This is a genomic window from Luteibacter aegosomaticola, from assembly GCF_023078475.1.
In the GTDB taxonomy this organism is placed as follows: Bacteria; Pseudomonadota; Gammaproteobacteria; order Xanthomonadales; family Rhodanobacteraceae; genus Luteibacter; species Luteibacter aegosomaticola.
Map to the genome: position 1 here is coordinate 2594933 of NZ_CP095741.1, position 16010 is coordinate 2610942.

At 66.5% G+C, this 16010-nt stretch carries 11 protein-coding genes; 2 read left to right on the forward strand and 9 right to left on the reverse strand.

The window, feature by feature from the left end:
- Nucleotides 1-10: 10 nt before the first annotated feature.
- Nucleotides 11-2908 carry a sensor histidine kinase gene (locus L2Y96_RS11360; protein WP_247325618.1) on the reverse strand — a complete coding sequence of 966 codons (2898 nt, stop codon included), beginning with the start codon at nt 2906-2908 and terminating at the stop codon, nt 11-13.
- Nucleotides 2909-3049: 141 nt separating this feature from the next.
- Here L2Y96_RS11360 and L2Y96_RS11365 point away from each other — a divergent pair, with 141 nt between their 5' ends.
- Nucleotides 3050-3673 carry a response regulator transcription factor gene (locus tag L2Y96_RS11365; RefSeq protein WP_247325620.1) on the forward strand — a complete coding sequence of 208 codons (624 nt, stop codon included), beginning with the start codon at nt 3050-3052 and terminating at the stop codon, nt 3671-3673.
- Between the two features lie 4 nt (nt 3674-3677).
- Here L2Y96_RS11365 and L2Y96_RS11370 read toward each other — a convergent pair whose 3' ends face one another.
- The 4 genes from L2Y96_RS11370 to L2Y96_RS11385 are packed head-to-tail and all read right to left on the reverse strand — an operon-like array spanning nt 3678 to nt 9317.
- Nucleotides 3678-4805, reverse strand: a complete 1128-nt coding sequence (locus L2Y96_RS11370) for a hybrid sensor histidine kinase/response regulator (RefSeq protein WP_247325622.1) — start codon at nt 4803-4805, stop codon at nt 3678-3680.
- Nucleotides 4802-5374: a chemotaxis protein CheB gene (locus L2Y96_RS11375; protein WP_247325623.1), complete on the reverse strand. Its 573-nt coding sequence runs from the start codon at nt 5372-5374 to the stop codon at nt 4802-4804. Before L2Y96_RS11375 ends, L2Y96_RS11370 begins: the two co-directional genes overlap by 4 nt.
- On the reverse strand, nt 5371-6228 hold the full coding sequence (locus L2Y96_RS11380; RefSeq protein WP_247325626.1) for a CheR family methyltransferase: 858 nt from the start codon (nt 6226-6228) through the stop codon (nt 5371-5373). Before L2Y96_RS11380 ends, L2Y96_RS11375 begins: the two co-directional genes overlap by 4 nt.
- The gene (locus L2Y96_RS11385) at nt 6201-9317 is read right to left on the reverse strand and encodes a response regulator (RefSeq protein ID WP_247325628.1); all 3117 of its coding nucleotides are present in this window, start codon (nt 9315-9317) and stop codon (nt 6201-6203) included. The genes L2Y96_RS11380 and L2Y96_RS11385 overlap by 28 nt, the downstream gene beginning before the upstream one ends.
- 182 nt (nt 9318-9499) lie before the next feature.
- Between L2Y96_RS11385 and bla the strand changes: the two genes are divergently transcribed.
- On the forward strand, nt 9500-10411 hold the full coding sequence (gene bla, locus L2Y96_RS11390) for a class A beta-lactamase (RefSeq protein WP_247325630.1): 912 nt from the start codon (nt 9500-9502) through the stop codon (nt 10409-10411).
- A 94-nt stretch (nt 10412-10505) separates the two neighbouring features.
- On the opposite strand, the gene L2Y96_RS11395 is transcribed toward bla, so the two are convergent.
- Genes L2Y96_RS11395 through L2Y96_RS11410 form a run of 4 tightly spaced genes read right to left on the reverse strand, consistent with a single transcriptional unit; the run spans nt 10506 to nt 16008 of the window.
- Nucleotides 10506-11903, reverse strand: coding sequence for a family 4 glycosyl hydrolase (locus L2Y96_RS11395; RefSeq protein ID WP_247325631.1), 1398 nt, complete (start codon nt 11901-11903; stop codon nt 10506-10508).
- Entirely contained in the window at nt 11881-12825 is a 945-nt protein-coding gene (locus L2Y96_RS11400) for a carbohydrate kinase family protein (protein ID WP_247325632.1), read from the reverse strand. The genes L2Y96_RS11395 and L2Y96_RS11400 overlap by 23 nt, the downstream gene beginning before the upstream one ends.
- On the reverse strand, nt 12807-14174 hold the full coding sequence (locus L2Y96_RS11405) for an APC family permease (RefSeq protein WP_247325633.1): 1368 nt from the start codon (nt 14172-14174) through the stop codon (nt 12807-12809). Before L2Y96_RS11405 ends, L2Y96_RS11400 begins: the two co-directional genes overlap by 19 nt.
- On the reverse strand, nt 14158-16008 hold the full coding sequence (locus L2Y96_RS11410) for a beta-galactosidase (RefSeq protein WP_247325634.1): 1851 nt from the start codon (nt 16006-16008) through the stop codon (nt 14158-14160). Before L2Y96_RS11410 ends, L2Y96_RS11405 begins: the two co-directional genes overlap by 17 nt.
- Between the last annotated feature and the right edge of the window lie 2 nt (nt 16009-16010).

The following is a 16010-nucleotide window of genomic DNA, read 5'->3' on the forward strand; positions in this document are numbered from 1 at the left end:
CGGCACCGGATTAGCGAAACCATGGCCTCGCACGCAGCCGCGCCACCGTGCGCTCAGGCAACCAGTAAGCGACGGGGCCGGGAACCCGCAACACCGCCTGCGTCCCACGCGGCGAGAGTGGGCGGATGCGCAGCCGGCTGGCGAGTTTCTCGGCGCGCTCGCGCATGCCCACCAGGCCGAACGAGGGCCGGCTCGCGGCCTCGCGCGGCGCATCGATGCCCTTGCCATCATCGCGCACCACCACTTCGAACCAGCGGCGCCCGAAGTGCATCTGCACGCTCACCGTCGTCGCTTCGGCGTGGCGCACGGCATTGCCGACCAGCTCGAACACGATGGCTTCGATATCATCATCGGCTGCGGGGTTCAGCGAACGTGCCATGCCACTTACGTCAACATCGACACGAACGCCGTCCGCACCATCGATATGTGCGACCCACGCCTTGAGGCGCTCCGGCAAGGTGCTCGCATCGCCGCGCGCGCCCCGCAGCCCGACGATCTTGCGCCGCCCTTCCACCAGGGCGTCCTGCGTCGCACGCATCGCGTTTTCCAGTTTGGCACGCGCGTCGGCATCATCCACCGCATCGGCCGCCACCTTCACCCGCAGCAAGACGCCTTGCAGGCTTTGTAGCAACGTGTCGTGCAATTCGCGGGCAATCCGCTCACGCTCAAGCAGGCGCGCGCAGATGAGGATGCCAAGGCTGCGCAACCGCCACAGGTAAGCGAGGTACAGGAGTCCGAGAACAGCCAGTACCACGAGGCCGTGGAACCAGGTGGTCTGCCACGCATACGGCGTGATCCGGATCACCTGTGATGCCGCCGTGGCCGACCACACCCCATCCTCGTTCGCTGCCTTGACGAAGAAGCGGTACTCGCCAGGACCCAGGTTCGTATAGGTCACGTGGCGGACGTTACCGGCATCCTGCCATTCGGTATCGACGCCATCGAGCCGATGCATGAATTGCGCCCGGCCGGGAACGCCCAGCACCGGTGCCGAGTATTCGATATCCAGCCGCCGCGTGCCTGCCGGAAGCACCTCTGACGCACCAGGCGCCTCACCGTTGATTTTCGACACCACGGCGACCGGCGCGATGCGGTTGCGCACGAGTCTCGCCGTATCCACGGAGGCCAGGCCGGTATCGCCAGCGATCCACAGGGTGCTCCCCGCCCCCGGCACGATCGAAGGGGCCGGACGCTCGTCGCTGATGCCTGGCAAGCCGTCGCGCTCATCGAAACGCTCGAAGGCCACCCGCGTCGCCGGTGCCTTTCGCCAGGCCACCAGTGCATCGGGCGCCACCCGATAGAGGCCACGAACCGTCTTGACCCACAGCGAGCCATCGCCCTGCTCCACAATGCCCGTGGCATCGCGCAGCGGCTCGTCGCCGCGCACGCGGAGCGTCTGTACAGGGCGCCCCGGCATGACGAACTGGACGCCTTCCTGCCCTGCGATCCAGGTGCCGCCGGCATGCGGCCACAATGCGAACACCTGGCCGACGGCAATCCCGTCGCGCGCATCCAGTACGTGCACGTCGCTGCCATCATCTTCGAGCCATGCGAGCTTGTTGCCGCTGTAGCCGATCCAGAGGCCATGATCGGTACGCCGTGCGATCGACAACGCGTAATCCGGCCGATCGGGCAAGCCTGCCGCCGCGGCGAACTGGCGTGTCTCGCCATCGGCGTAGCGGAACGCCGAATCCGAGAGTCCCCAGATCGACCCATCCCGCGCCTGGGCCACGCCCAGGTAGCGAAGCATCCCGGTGCGACCTTCCGGATGGATCGGCACCGACACCGCACGCTCACCATCCAGATGGACGATGCCATCCTGCCCGCCCATCAGGATCGAACCATCCAGCGCCGTCGCCGCCGACGTGACATGGATCAGATCGACGGGCCACGTTTTCAGCGTGACGCCATGCGATGCCACCGTGCCGTCCATGCGGCCTTCCCAGAGGACGCCCTTGCCATCCACGGCAATGGCTGGAAAGACCGTTTCGCCCGGCATCGCCACGCGGCGGAACGTGCCCAGGCGGAACTGATCGACACTCGACGTGGTGGCAACCCACATATTGCCTTCGCGATCCGGGAACACCGAGACCGCTTGCGCTCCGCCCAGCCCATCGCGCATGCCGTAGTTCTCCACTACGGGTTTGCCGCCCGGGACGGGCCATGACGCGCGCTGTAACCCGACAGACGTGCCAACCCATAGCGCGCCCTCGCTGTCGACGTGCGTATCGGACATGATGCTTTCGGGATCGCGCCACTGCGAATGCAGGCGGCCGAGTCGTCCGTCATAGGCTTCGTCGATCGTGGCAGCCGTCACGACATGCGTCGACGGCGCAACGCGCCACGCCGCGTCACGACCGATGATCCATAACGCGCCATCCTTGCCGCGAACCCCCTGGATGAACCGCTGGTTGGGCGGCGCACCGAGTGCAAGCCGCTGCCAGCGTCCATCCTCGAACTGGTAAGCCCCTCGCGTACTCACCGCCCACAGTGACCCATCGTCGAGCTGGGTCAGGTACATCACCGTGGCGCGCGCAGGCTCGACGTCGTAACTGGTGATCGCGCCGTCCTTGATCCGGGTCACGTAGCCACGCCGGTCGCCGATCCAGAGGGAGCCATCCGGCGTCCCGACCATCGTCATGATCTCGCGATGGGGCAGTTTGCCCGAGAGGCTGCCATCGAAGCTGACGCCATCAAAGCGATAGAGGCCGGTGACGCCGCCGAGCCAGAGAAAGCCATCGCGATCCTGCGCCATCGCGCGGATCTCCGCGGGCGCCCCATCCTTCGCGGTGAACACCGTGTGCTGCCAGCGGGTGATCGGCGTGACCTCGCCTGGCGCAGCCCAGCCCGGGTGCACCACAACGAACAACAACAGCAGAGCCAGCAAGGCCCGGGATAAACCTGCCATGGGGGTCACTGGCTGAAAGGATGACTGGCTACAAACGAGGTACCATTTTGACGCTGCGCAACAATCCCATCTAGCCTATCCGCGCCGCCCTCTTCAAACCGCGATAGGAATCGACAACGCCAAGTCCCTGCCCGACCGCCGATGAACGCCCCACCGCTCCGCCTCCTGGTCGTCGACGACCACCCCCTGTTCCGCGCCGGTGTCGTCGCCATGCTCGCGAGCGAGGCCGGCCTGCAGGTGGTCGCCGAAGCAGGCACCGGCCACGAGGCAGTCGAAGCCTTCCGCCAGCACCGGCCCGACCTGGTCGTGACCGACCTGATGCTGCCGGACATGGATGGAGACCGCGTCACCGCGGCGGTCCGCGCGATCGACCCGGAGGCACGGGTGCTCGTCCTCACGACCTACCCCGGCGATGCTGCCGCGCGGCGCGCGCTGGATGCCGGTGCGCTGGGCTACCTGCTCAAGACCTCGCTCGTCGACGACCTCGTGTCGACCGTCCGCGCGGTCGCCGCTGGGCAGCGCCGGGTCTCCCCCGAGGTGGCCCAGCAACTCGCCGAACACCACGGTGGGTCCGTGCTGAGCGAGCGCGAGATCGACGTGCTACGCGGCGTCGCCGACGGCCTGGAGAACAAGCAGATCGCCCAGCGGCTCGGCCTGTCCGCCGATACCGTGAAGGAATACCTTTCCAACGCGATGGGTAAGCTACACGCGACCAACCGCGCACACGCGCTATCGATCGCCCTGACCCGCGGCTTCCTGCGCTGAGCGATCAGCGCACCGCGTGGCGCGGCACGGTCACCTTGAACTCCACGCCCTCTTCGACGTTCTGCGCCACCACCGAGCCACCGTGCGCACGCACGAACTGGTCGACGATGTACAAACCCAGGCCCAGGCCACGGCTCTGGTGGAAACTGCCCTTGAACGGCTCGAAGATCCGCTGCACGAGGTTCGCCGGCAGCACGCCGGCATTGCGGACGCTCAGCTGCACGGTCGCGGTATCGCTGCCGTCCACGCTCAGCACGATCGGCGTACTGCCCAACGCGTACTGCACCGCGTTACCCAGCAGGTTCGACAGCACCTGCGCCATGCGTGTGGAGTCGAAATAGCCCAGGGTATCGCCGCGCGTGGTGACTTCGATCGCGCGGGTCGGGTTGGCCTGGCGCGTCTCTTCCGCCACGGTCTCCGCAAGCGCCCCCAGGTCATGGTTCGCCAGCTCGAGGCGGACCACGCCGGAGCGGATCCGCGAGAAGTCGAGCAGCTGGTCGATCATCCGCGCCATGCGCCGCGCGCTCGTTTCCACATGGTGCGCGGTGCGGGCGAGCGGGCCATCGCCCACTTCCACCATGATCCGGTCGGCGCACAGGGTAATGGCCGAAAGCGGCGTGCGCAGATCATGCGTAAGCACCGCGATCATCGCCTCGTTGAGCTGCAACGCGCGCTCAAGGCGTGCGTTCTGCGCCTTCAGCTGCTGTCGCTGCTGGTACAGCTGCACGAACACATCGACCTTGCCGAGGATGATCCGGGGGTCGATCGGCTTGTGCAGGAAATCCACCGCGCCGGTTTCATAGCCCTTGAACGATCGTGCCGGGTCATTGGGCGAGGCCGTGAGGAAGATGATGGGTACATCACGCGTGCGCTGCGAGCCACGCATCAGCTCCGCCAGCACGAAGCCATCCATATCCGGCATCTGGACATCGAGCAGCGCGAGCGCCACATCGTGGACCAGGAGCAGCTCAAGGGCTTCAGGCCCCGAGGCCGCCTTCAGGATGCGGATATCGTCGCGCGCGAGCAGTGCCTCCATGGCCACGAGGTTCTGCGGCACGTCATCCACGATAAGGACGTTGGCCAGCTCGCGCGTGGCGGCCGGTTCGTCGAGCAAGGTCATCGACAGGGTCATGGGGCTAGGGTTCCAAGCCGGCGGCACAGGTCGCCGAGGGTAACAATGGCATCGGCGCCCGCGTGGGCGATGGCCGAGGCGGGCATGATAGGGGCAACGGCTTCGTCGGGATCCTGGATCCACACGATGCCGCCTTCGCGACGCACGGCAGCCACGCCAGCACTGCCATCACTGCTCGCACCCGTGAGCAGGATGGCGAGCAGGCCTTCGCCGAACACTTCCGCGGCCGATTCGAACAACGGATCGATGGCCGGGCGGGAATACAACACGGGCTCATCGCGGGAGAGCGATACCGTGGTCCGGTCTTCGACCAACAGGTGGTAATCCGGCGGCGCGAACAACACCACGCCGCCGCAGAGCGGCTCCTTGTCCTGGGCCTCGGCCACAGGCAATGCGCACGATCCATCAAGCAGTGCCGGGATGCCGCTGGGTCGGTCACGCGGAATGTGTTGCACGACCAGGACGGGTGCCGGGAACGTCGCAGGGAAGCAACCCAGCACATCGCGCAGGGCTTGCACGCCGCCTGCCGACGCACCAATCACCACCGCCTGCGGGAAAGGCAGGGTCACGACGCTGTCCTCCGGTACAGGCGCTCATGCGGTGCGCACGCCTCGAAATCCGCCGCATGCGCGCCGAACTGCAGGGACTCCTTCGCACCCAGCCCAAGGAAACCCCGGCGCACGAGCGAGTCATGGAACAGGCCAACCGCCCGGTCCTGAAGCTCGCGATTGAAATAGATGAGCACGTTGCGGCACGAGACGAGGTGCACTTCGGAGAACACCGCGTCGGTGGCCAGGCTGTGGTCGGCAAACACCACCTGCTTCTTCAGCCGGCGATCGAAGACGGCACCGCCATAACCGGTGGTGAAGTACTCCGAGAGCGACCGGCGGCCACCGGCTGCCTGGTAGTTCCGGCTGAACAAGGCCATGCGATCGAGCGGGAACACACCGCTCTCCGCCGCCTCGAGCGCGGCCGGGTTGATATCGGTCGCGTAGATCACCGCGCGATCGAGCAGGCCTTCCTCCTCCAGCAGGATCGCCATGGACCACACTTCTTCACCCGTGCTGCACCCGGCGATCCACACCTTGATGCTCGGGTACGTCTTCAGGACAGGGATCGCATGTTCGCGCAACGCCGCGAAATAGCCCGGGTCGCGGAACATCTCCGAGACCTGCACCGTGAAGTACTGCATGGCTTCGGCAAAGAACGCCGGATCGTGGATCACGCGGTGCTGCAGGTCACTCAGCCGCTCCATGCCGTAGCGGCCCATCGCATGGCGCATGCGCCGGCGCAATGAGCTCACCGCGTAGTGGCGAAAGTCGTAGTGGTAGCGCAGGTATACCGCTTCAAGCAGTACCTTGAGCTCCAGGTCGAACAGTTCGGTTTCGGCCGACATCAGTGCCTCGAGCACCACACGCGGCACAGCGATACGAGCTTGTCGATATCGATGGGCTTGGCGATGTAATCGTTGGCACCGGCCGCCAGGCAACGTTCGCGATCATCCGACATGGCCTTAGCGGTCAGCGCGATGATCGGCAGTTCCGCGAAGCGGCTATCCGCGCGGATGCGGCGCATGGCTTCCAGGCCATCCATCTCCGGCATCATGATGTCCATGAGCACCAGGTCCACGTCGGCGTGGGCCAGCCGTTCCACGGCCTCGCGGCCATTGCGGGCGATTTCCAGGCGCACGCCCAGCGGCTCCAGCACGCTGGTGAGGGCGAAGATGTTGCGGACGTCGTCTTCGGCCAGCAGCACGGTACGCCCGTCCAGCATGGCGTCGCGCTTCCGTGCCTCGCGCAGCAAGCGCTGTTGGTCGGTGGGTAGCGAGGCCTCCACGCTGTGCAGGAACAGGGTCACTTCATCAAGCAGGCGCTCCGGCGAACGCGCGCCCTTGATAATGATGCTGCGCGAATAGCGACGCAGGCGCTGCTCTTCCTCGCGGGTGAGCGAGCGGCCGGTGTAGACGATGACCGGCGGGAAGGCGAACGCTTCGCTCGCCGCCATGTGCTCGAGCAGGTCGTAGCCACTGCCGTCCGGCAGCACCAGGTCCATTACCAGGCAATCGAACGTCGCCGTCTGCAGCCGCTCGAGGGCCTCGCGGATACTGCCCACCGCTACGATCTCGAGTTGCTCGCGCGCGAGCAACAGGGTCAGGTTGTTACGTAGATCGGCGTCGTCCTCGACAATCAGCAGGTGACGCATGGTGCGGGCGTAGCGGTCTTCGAGCTGCGCGATCGCATCGACCAGGCGCTCGCGCGTCGCAGGCTTCATCAGGTGACCGACGGCACCGAGTTCCATGGCGAGATGCGCCTGCTCCGTCGCCGAGACCACGTGCACGGGGATATGCCGCGTCGAGGGATCGCGTTTCAGGCGTTCGAGCACGCTGAGGCCGGACACGTCGGGCAAACCGATATCGAGCAGCACGCCGCTCGGTCCATGCGACGCCGCCAGGGCAAGCGCCTCATCGGCGGTGCCGGCCACGACGCAATCGAAATCCAGTTCGTGGGCAAGTTCCACGAGCGCGCGGGCGAAGACGGGATCGTCTTCCACCACCAGGATCAGGCGTCCCGGACGCTGCGGCGAGGCCCGGTCATCGGCCACCGTGGGGATGACTGACACGGCCTGCATGGGTGCGGGCGGCTGCGCCACGGGGCGAGGTGCGTAGACCTTGGGCGCGTAGGCCGCTGCGGGATGTGAAGTCGGCGGTGCTGCCGCAGGCGCGCTGTTGATATACGCCGAGCCGTCGATGGGCAGCTCGAGCGTAAAGGTACTGCCCTGCCCCAGAGCACTCGCAACACTGATGTCGCCGCCCATGCGCTGCGCGAGATCGCGCGAAATGGACAGGCCCAGGCCAGAGCCGCCGAACTTGCGGCTGGTACTGCCGTCGGCCTGGCGGAAGGCTTCGAAGATCACGCCGAGCTGGGCCGGATCGATGCCGATACCGGTATCGGACACCGTGAAGCGAATCCGCTCACCCGGCGCAGCCTCGACACGCAACGCGACCTCGCCCGCCTCGGTGAACTTCACCGCGTTGGCGACCAGGTTCTTCACGACCTGTCGAAGGCGCTGCTCATCGCCGATCAGCCGGGTTGGCGCGCCCGGCGCCAGCTCGATGCGCAGCCCAAGGCCCTTCTCGCCGGTCAGTGGTTCGAAGGTTTCGCGCACGCGCTCCAGCACGGCATCGACCGCCAACGGCTCGGCAGCGATCTCCACATGGCCGGCTTCGATGCGGGACAGGTCAAGGATGTCGTTGATCAGGGTCAACAGGTCGTTGTTCGAGGCATGGATGGCACCCGCGTAACGCACCTGCTCATCGGTGAGCGTTCCGTCCTTATTGTCCATCAGCAGCTTGGCGAGGATCAGCGAGCTGTTCAGCGGGGTACGCAACTCGTGCGACATGTTCGCCAGGAATTCCGACTTGTACCGGCTGGTGGCCTCCAGCGAGCGAGCGTTGCGCGCCAGGTCGGCCTGCGCCATCACCAGTGTCTGCCGCTGCCGCTCCAGTTCATGGGTGCGCTCTTCGAGCTGCACGTTGGTCTGTTCGAGCTCGGCCTGTTGCGCCTCCAGCGAGGCGTGCGATTGCTGCAGGCTGCGGCTCTGTTCTTCCAGCTCTTCGTTCGCGACGCGCAGCTCTTCCTGCTGGGTCTGCAGCTCTTCGCTCTGGCGCTGGGTCTCTTCGAGGAGCTCGTTCTGGCGTTGGCGCATGGCCGAGGTGCGCAGCGCGACACCAATGCTCTCGGCGCAACGGCGCAGGAGATCAAGGTCGGCGCCGTGCAGGTCGCGGCCACCGACGCGCCCGATTTCAATGACGCCCACGGGATACCCGTCGGCCGTGACCGGCATCAGGAACACCTCCGTCGGCGCGGTCTGCCCAAGCGTCGTGGCCACGGCCAGGTGCGTATCCGCCAGCGCGTTGAAGAGGCGCGGCTCCCCCTCGGCCAGGGCATCACCGAGCAGGCCGCCGACCCGCGGCAGCACCGCCGGATGCTCGGGCGGCAACCCAACGCCATCGCACAGGATCAGCTGGCGCCCATCGGCGCGGTAGAGCGCGCCCACCTGTGCCTCAAGGCGGCGGCACAGCGCACGGACGGCGTGCACGCCGATCTCTTCCGGGCTCTGCTCCCCGCGCAAGGCGTGGGCCACCGCATTCTGGCCTTCCTGCAGCCAAAGGGTCCGCTCCGCGGCGATCCGCCCCCGCAGGGTCTGGGCGACCACGGCCGCAATCACCCAAAGCGAGCCCGCACCCATGCAGCGGTTAATGACCGAATGCCCCTCGGCCAGCGACGGCGGCGAGAGCTCGTAGCCGATCGCCACCAGGACGGTAGCCACCAGGGCGACGATGAAGGGGATCTCGCGGCGCGACTGGAAGACCGTGAGCGCGACGGCGAAGAAGTAGAACACCCAGACGGAGTAGCCCAGCGGCGTAACCGCATCGATGCCGAGGGTGGCGGCGAGGATGACGAACACCGCGGCCCAGATCGTCCGGTCGCGTGCTAACTGCTTCTGGTTCAAACGGATACCCCTGCAAAACTGGCGCGCTCCCGGCGGATGGCCGGGGCATAACCTTCAAACGGTGCCGACTACCCCGTAAAACGGATGTGATGACCCGCCTGTCAGCGAATTGCCCGTTTTGCGACAGCCTGGCGTCCAGACCCGGCGTTACCTTGCCCGCACCTCTTGAACAGGACCTCCCCATGCTGAAGCAGCTGCTCTGCGGCACCGCCCTCGCCCTCGCGACCTCGGCCGCGCTCGCGGCGCCACCAGATGCAACGCTTCAGGCGTCCCTGCAAAAAATCGCCGACAAGGCGCGCCCAGGCACGCTCGGCATCCTGGTCATGGACCCCGCCAGCGGCGAGTCGGTCAGCGTCAACCCTGACCGCCACTACCTGCTGATGAGTGCGTTCAAGGCACCGATCGCCGCCGCCGTCCTCAGCCAGGTGGATGCCGGTACGTTGAGCCTCGATCGCAAGGTGCACCTCACACCAGCGGATGTGGTCGGTGGTTCCGCGGTGCCGTCGCTGGGCGAAGCGGTCAAGAAGGGCGCGCGCGACGTCACCATCGACGAGTTGTTGCACGCCTCGGTCACCCAGAGCGACAACACCGCCGTCGACGCCCTGCTCCGCGTGCTCGGCGGCGGCGCCACGGCCACGCGCTTCCTCGAAAGCAAGGGCGTCCACGGCATGCGCATCGACATGGGCGAAGGCGAGCTGAGCCGGATGTTCGAGGCCAAGGGCAGCGCCGCCGTGCTCGCCAGCCAGGTGGATAGCAGCACGCTCGATGGCGCCGCCAGCTTCCTGCGCAAACTGCAGGCTGGTGAGCTGCTGTCGCCCGCCTCCACCCAGAAGCTACTCGGCCTGATGACCGCACAGGTGATCCCCAACCGGGTACGCGCTGGCCTGCCCGCCGGTTACCAGCTGGCCGACAAGACCGGCACCAGCGGCGCCGAAAATGGCCGCCGCGCCGCGCTGAACGATATGGGCATCATCACGGCGCCGAACGGCCAGAAGCGCATCGTCGTCGTCTTCCTCGCCGATTCCCCGGCGAGCATGGACGAAGCAACGAAGTGGTTTGCCGAGATCGGCAAACTCACCGCCACAAGCATGTAAATGCTCTTGTAGGAGCGCGCTTGCGCGCGATCCGCCGGCAGGCGGCAACGCTGAGGCAAGCACATCGCGCGCAAGCGCGCTCCTACAGTTGGGCTTATCGGTGGCAGAGGCAGTCGCCGTCGTCGCTGGGGTAGCCCATCAGCGCCTCCAGCAGGTTCGCCGTCGGCGACCACTCGCCGATCGCCGGGTGGATCAGCATGGCCTTGCGCGCACCAAGCCGTGAATCATCCAGTACCGAGGCGATCGCCGCCCGCTCGTAGGCCTTCACCGACCGCACCAGACCGGCTACCGCATCAGGCAAGGCGGCCAGCTTCCGCGGCTCGATCCGGTCGAGCGAGATATCGCACAGCGTCTCCACCACGTCGGCTTCGGGCAGGTCCGGCACCGCGCCGCGGTTACGCGTATTCACGACGATCGGTGCGGGCTTCGCCCCGGTCAGCGCGCTCATCACATCGATGGCAATGCGGTGGTAACCGGTGGCCACGCGGAACGGATCGATGTCGAGGCTCACGCCGGCGTCAAACGCTGAACCACCTTCGGCCTCGAGCTTCATGTACGAGCCGGAACGCTGGTTGAGGTAGGCGGCGTAAATGTCGACCGCCTCGTCACCCTGCCCGGCGGCCAGTCGCGCGCTCAGCGTCGCGAACAACTCATCGTTGAGCTTCGCGATCTCCGCGCCACGGCTGCCGCCCTGGCGGCGCTGGTTCGAAAGCGCGCGCTGCCGCTCGTAGTAGAAGAACAGGTATTCGGTGGGGATGAGCCGTAGCGTGCGGATCATGGCCGTATCGAAGAGCGGCGCGAGGTAGAGGCTGCGCAACAACTCATCGTTCTCGATCAGCGTGTCGATCTTTTCCTCGCCACGCACACGCACGCCACGGACCCAGCCCAGGTGGTTCAGGCCGACGTAGTCGCATTCCACGTCTTCAAACGGCTCACCCAGCGCACGGGCGATGTTGTGGAACAGCTCCGTGGGCGTATCGCAGATACCGACGATGCGCGCCTTGCTGTGGTCGTTCACGGCCTGGGTGATGAGGCCCGCCGGGTTGGTGAAATTCACCAGCCACGCCTCGGGCGCCAGGCGTTCGACGAGGCGAGCCTGCTCGATGGCGAACGGAATGGTCCGCAAGCCCATCGCGATGCCCGCGGGGCCTGTCGTTTCCTGCCCGGGATACCCATGCTCGATCGCCACGCGCTCATCCGCCGCGCGGCCGGTGATGCCGCCAATGCGAATGCTGTTGAGGACGAAGTCGGCGCCCTCGATGGTGTCCTCGATGGAACTGGCGCCACGCAGGCGAAGATGCCCACCCGAGCGCTTCACGATCGCATTGCCCAGGTCCACCATCACACGCAGGCGCGCGGGATCCGGGTCATACAACACCATTTCAGCGGCACCGAGTGCCTCGGCGGCCTCGTTCACGCCAAACACGACCAGAGGCGAGCGCACGCCGCCTCCACCTACCAGCGCGATCTTACGATCGGTACGTCCGTTCACGAAGGGTCCTCAAGTGGGGGGAATCAGGAAGCGCCGCGAGGGCGCCGGGGGCCGTGCTGCACAGCGCACCGCAGATGCAGGCGCGCTCGAGCGCGGGGCCCAGGGGTTCGTCATCGAGCCAGGCATCAATCAGCCCGGCATTGAAAGCATCGCCAGCGCCCGTCGTGTCGATGGCCTCGACCACCGGCGGCGACACGCTGCTGAGCACGCCGCCCGACGCCGCCAGCGCACCTTGTGCGCCACGCTTCAGCACGGCGCGCGAAAGGCCATGGCACGCCGCCCACGCCACGTACGCTTCAGCGGACGCATCACCACAGGCAAGTTCAGCTTCGGCGGTGTTCGGCAGGAACAGATCCACCTCGCGGCAGGTCGCGATGTTTGCCGCGTCGGTGAGCCAGGTGGGCGTGTGGCCCACGTCGAGCGATGTGGTACAGCCCGCGGCACGCAACGCTGGCAGGAGGCTCATCGCCAGGTCGCGCGACAGCGGCATGGCGAAATGCACATGCCGCGCGGCCGCCAGGTCGGAGACCACGGCAGGCACGGTAAGCAGCTCGGGCAGCCCGCGATTGGCGCCCGGGTAGGTGAAGAACGTGCGGTCATCGCGCATCGACACGCTCACCGTGATGCCGGTGCCATCGTGCTCCAGGCGGATACCCCCCATGCCGACGCCAAACTCGCCAAGGCGCTGCTCAAACCAGTCAAAGTCGGCATCGCCGATCAGGCCAACGAGGCGCACGCGACGGCCTAGCCGCGACAGGCCACAGGCGGTATTCACGCTGCCGCCGCCGAGCTCGCGCACGTAGCCTTCGGCGATCACTTCTTCGCCTGGCCGGGGCCAATGGGGAAAGCCGGTGAAGACGTGGTCGGCGAAGATTTCTCCGACGACCACGACATCCCAGGGCTTCAGGTGGGGAACGGCCACGTACGGGTTCTCCGGGCTTGCCAAAGGAAAAGGATGCCACCCACCGTGATCGCGGTGACGGCGGTGAGCATGGTGGAAACGCCACTGGTGGCGACGAGGTACAGCCAGCCGGCCACGCTGATCGCGATCGGCAACGGGTAAAGCGGCATACGGAACACGTCGGCCGTGCGGCCACGGCGGCGCAAGGCCACAACAGCAAAACACTGCGCGATGTACTGGAACAGGATCTGCACCACCATCAGCATGCTGATCAGCTTTTCCAGCGAGAGGAAGCAGGCGAGCGCGGAGGTGACACCGACGAACAGCAGCGACACGGTCGGGAATCCATCGCGTGGGTGCAGCCGCGCGAACGGCTTGAAGAACTGCCCTTCCGACGCCGCCGCGTACGGCACGCGCGAATAGCCGAGCAAGACCACGAGGGCCGATCCCCAACTGGCAACCAGGATCAGCACCACGGCGACCGTACCGCCCCACGCACCATGCACGGCCTGCATCATGTCCGCGACCACGGCAGTGGATTTCGCGGCCGTTTCCCACGGCAAGACGCCGAGGATGCTGACGTTGAGGCCAAGGTAGAGCACCGCGACCACGGGGATCGAGATAAGTACCGCCATCGGGATCGTGCGCCGCGGCTGCTTCACCTCGCCGCCCAGCATGCACACGTTGTTGTAGCCGCCGTAGTCGTACACCGCGATCAGCGAGACAGCGCCCAGGCCCAGCCAGAAACCCTTCCCCGAGGCCATCGGCGCGTCGAGGAAGTGCCGTGCCGTCGCCATGTCGAAGTGGCTGATGCCGGTGAAGACGATCCACACCGCCGCCGCCACGACGGCAACCGTCACCACCAGCGACAGCTTCTGGATGTCGCCCACCTTGCGATAGAGGATCGCCGTGTTCAGCAGGCACAACAGCGCAGCAACGAGCACGCGCCCACCGTCACCGAGCGCCGGCACGAGATAGCCTGCGTATTGCGCGAAACCCACGGCAGCCGAACCGATCGATAGCGGTGCGGTAAGCAACGTCTGCCACAGGTAGAGAAATCCGAACAGCCGCCCTGCCCGTTCACGCCCATAGGCTTCGCGCAGGTAATGGTAGGGGCCACCCGATTCCGGAATGGTCGAGCCGAGTTCCGCCCAGACCAGGCCGTCGCACAGGCAGAGCAGCGCGCCGGCGATCCAGCCCAGCAACACCGCAGGCCCCGCCAGCGCTGACAGAGCCAGGGGGATGGTCACGAACGGCCCGATCCCGATCATGTTCAGCACATTGGCCGAGAGACCGCCCCAGAAACCGATCGCGCGCGGTGGCGCGGTATTCGTTGCCACGCGGGTCGTGCCCTCACGCCATGCCGTCATGCATCCGCTCCGCACAAGTGATGGGTGCACCGCTGGTGCGGTGCAGGTCGAGCACGCGCACCACGTTCGCGCCCGGCTTCAACCATACGCCCGGGCAATACAAACGCTCCTGCGGCCCGATATGCCAGTACCGGCCAAGGCAATGCCCGTTGACCCAAAGATAGCCCTTGTTCCACGCGGACATGTCGAGATAGACATCGCCTGGCGTGTCGAGATGGAGCATGCCTTCGAAGAACACGCCGCCACGCGTCGGTGGCTCCCGCAGCGGCAACAGGTGATCCGGCCACCCGCCATCGAGCGGCAACGGCCAGGCCTCCACCTCGTCTACCGGTGCGCCGTTGAACATCACGGGGCCAACGAGCCCCTTGTGGTCCCCCAGCCGCGGGCCAAAGTTAATATGGCCAAAGGTATCCACCAGCACATCGACCACGCCGCCTGCCGGAATGGCCACCTCAGGCTTTGACGACAACGACGGGTGTACCAGCCGCGAAACATGGCCCACTTCATGGCCATCGGCGTAGACCACGGCGTAGTCACGCACACCCTCCAGCGACAGCGTGCCTTCGCTATCCACGCGCTTTCGATAGACGACGAGGCCCTGGTCCTGACCGAACAGCACTTCGTTCGGCCCAGGCTGCTGCAGGTGCCGAGCGGTACCGAGGGCATCCCAGAGCGAAGCGATGGCGACCGGGGTGAACGTGGCGAACCGGCCAGCATCTATCGGCGCTGGCATGGGAGGCGGCGTCACGCCCGCCTCGCGAGAGATCACGGCGCGGATCGCCGCATAGGACGGTGAGGGCCGCCCTCGCTCGTCGATCGGCGCCGCGTAGTCGTAACTGGTGATATCCGGCTGGAACTGTGAGCCATCGTCTTCCGCATTCGCGCCAGCCGTAAGGCCGAAGTTGGTGCCGCCGTGCACGACGTACAGGTTGAACGAATAGCCGGCACGCATGATGTCGCGCAGCGGCGCTACGAAATCCTTGCTTGCGAACGTCATCTCACCCCAGTGTGTCAGCCAGCCCGGATACCCCTCACCGACCCACACGGGCGCCTCGCCAGCGAACTCATGCCCGCGGTTCAATTCCGCGACCTCGGGGCCATCCAGGCCCAGCGCCGCACCCGGCAGGTACGCCTTGCGGCGCACCAGGTCTTTCCAGCCCTCGGAGATCGAGAACGGGCCCGCCACACCGTGCACTCGCCACATATCGGCGAGCGCGCGGAGGTAGTCCACGTCATCGCCGAACATCGAGTACTCGTTTTCGACCTGGACCATCAGGATCGGACCACCGTTGACGGCCATCAACGGCTTCACCTGCGCAGCGAGCTGGCCGATGTAGCGCAGTGTCGCGGCCATGAACACCGGGTCGTCCTTCGTCCGCAAGTGCGTGTCCGGGTCACGCAGCAGATAGGCCGGAATACCGCCATTGGTCCATTCCGCACAGACGTACGGACCGGGCCGCAGGTAAACCCACAACCCCTCCGCCTGGCACAACCGGACAAAGGCAGCGATGTCCCGGTTACCCGTGCGCCAGTCGAACACGCCGGGCTCGCGCTCCTGGTGGTTCCACATCACATAGATGGCGATGGTGTTCAGGCCCATCGCCCTCGCCATGCGGATACGGTGCTGCCAGTACTCCCTGGGAATGCGCGCCGGGTGCATCTCGCCGCTGCGGATCTGGAACGGCTTGCCGTCCAGCTCGAAACGGCGCGGGCCGAAGGCGAGACGGTGCGGCCTGCCATCCGGTACCGCTTCCACGAGCGGACCGGCCCACGCGCCCCCGGATATCGCCAGGGGCGCGAGCAGCGAGACGGCGAGGAAGTCCCGGCGCCGCATGG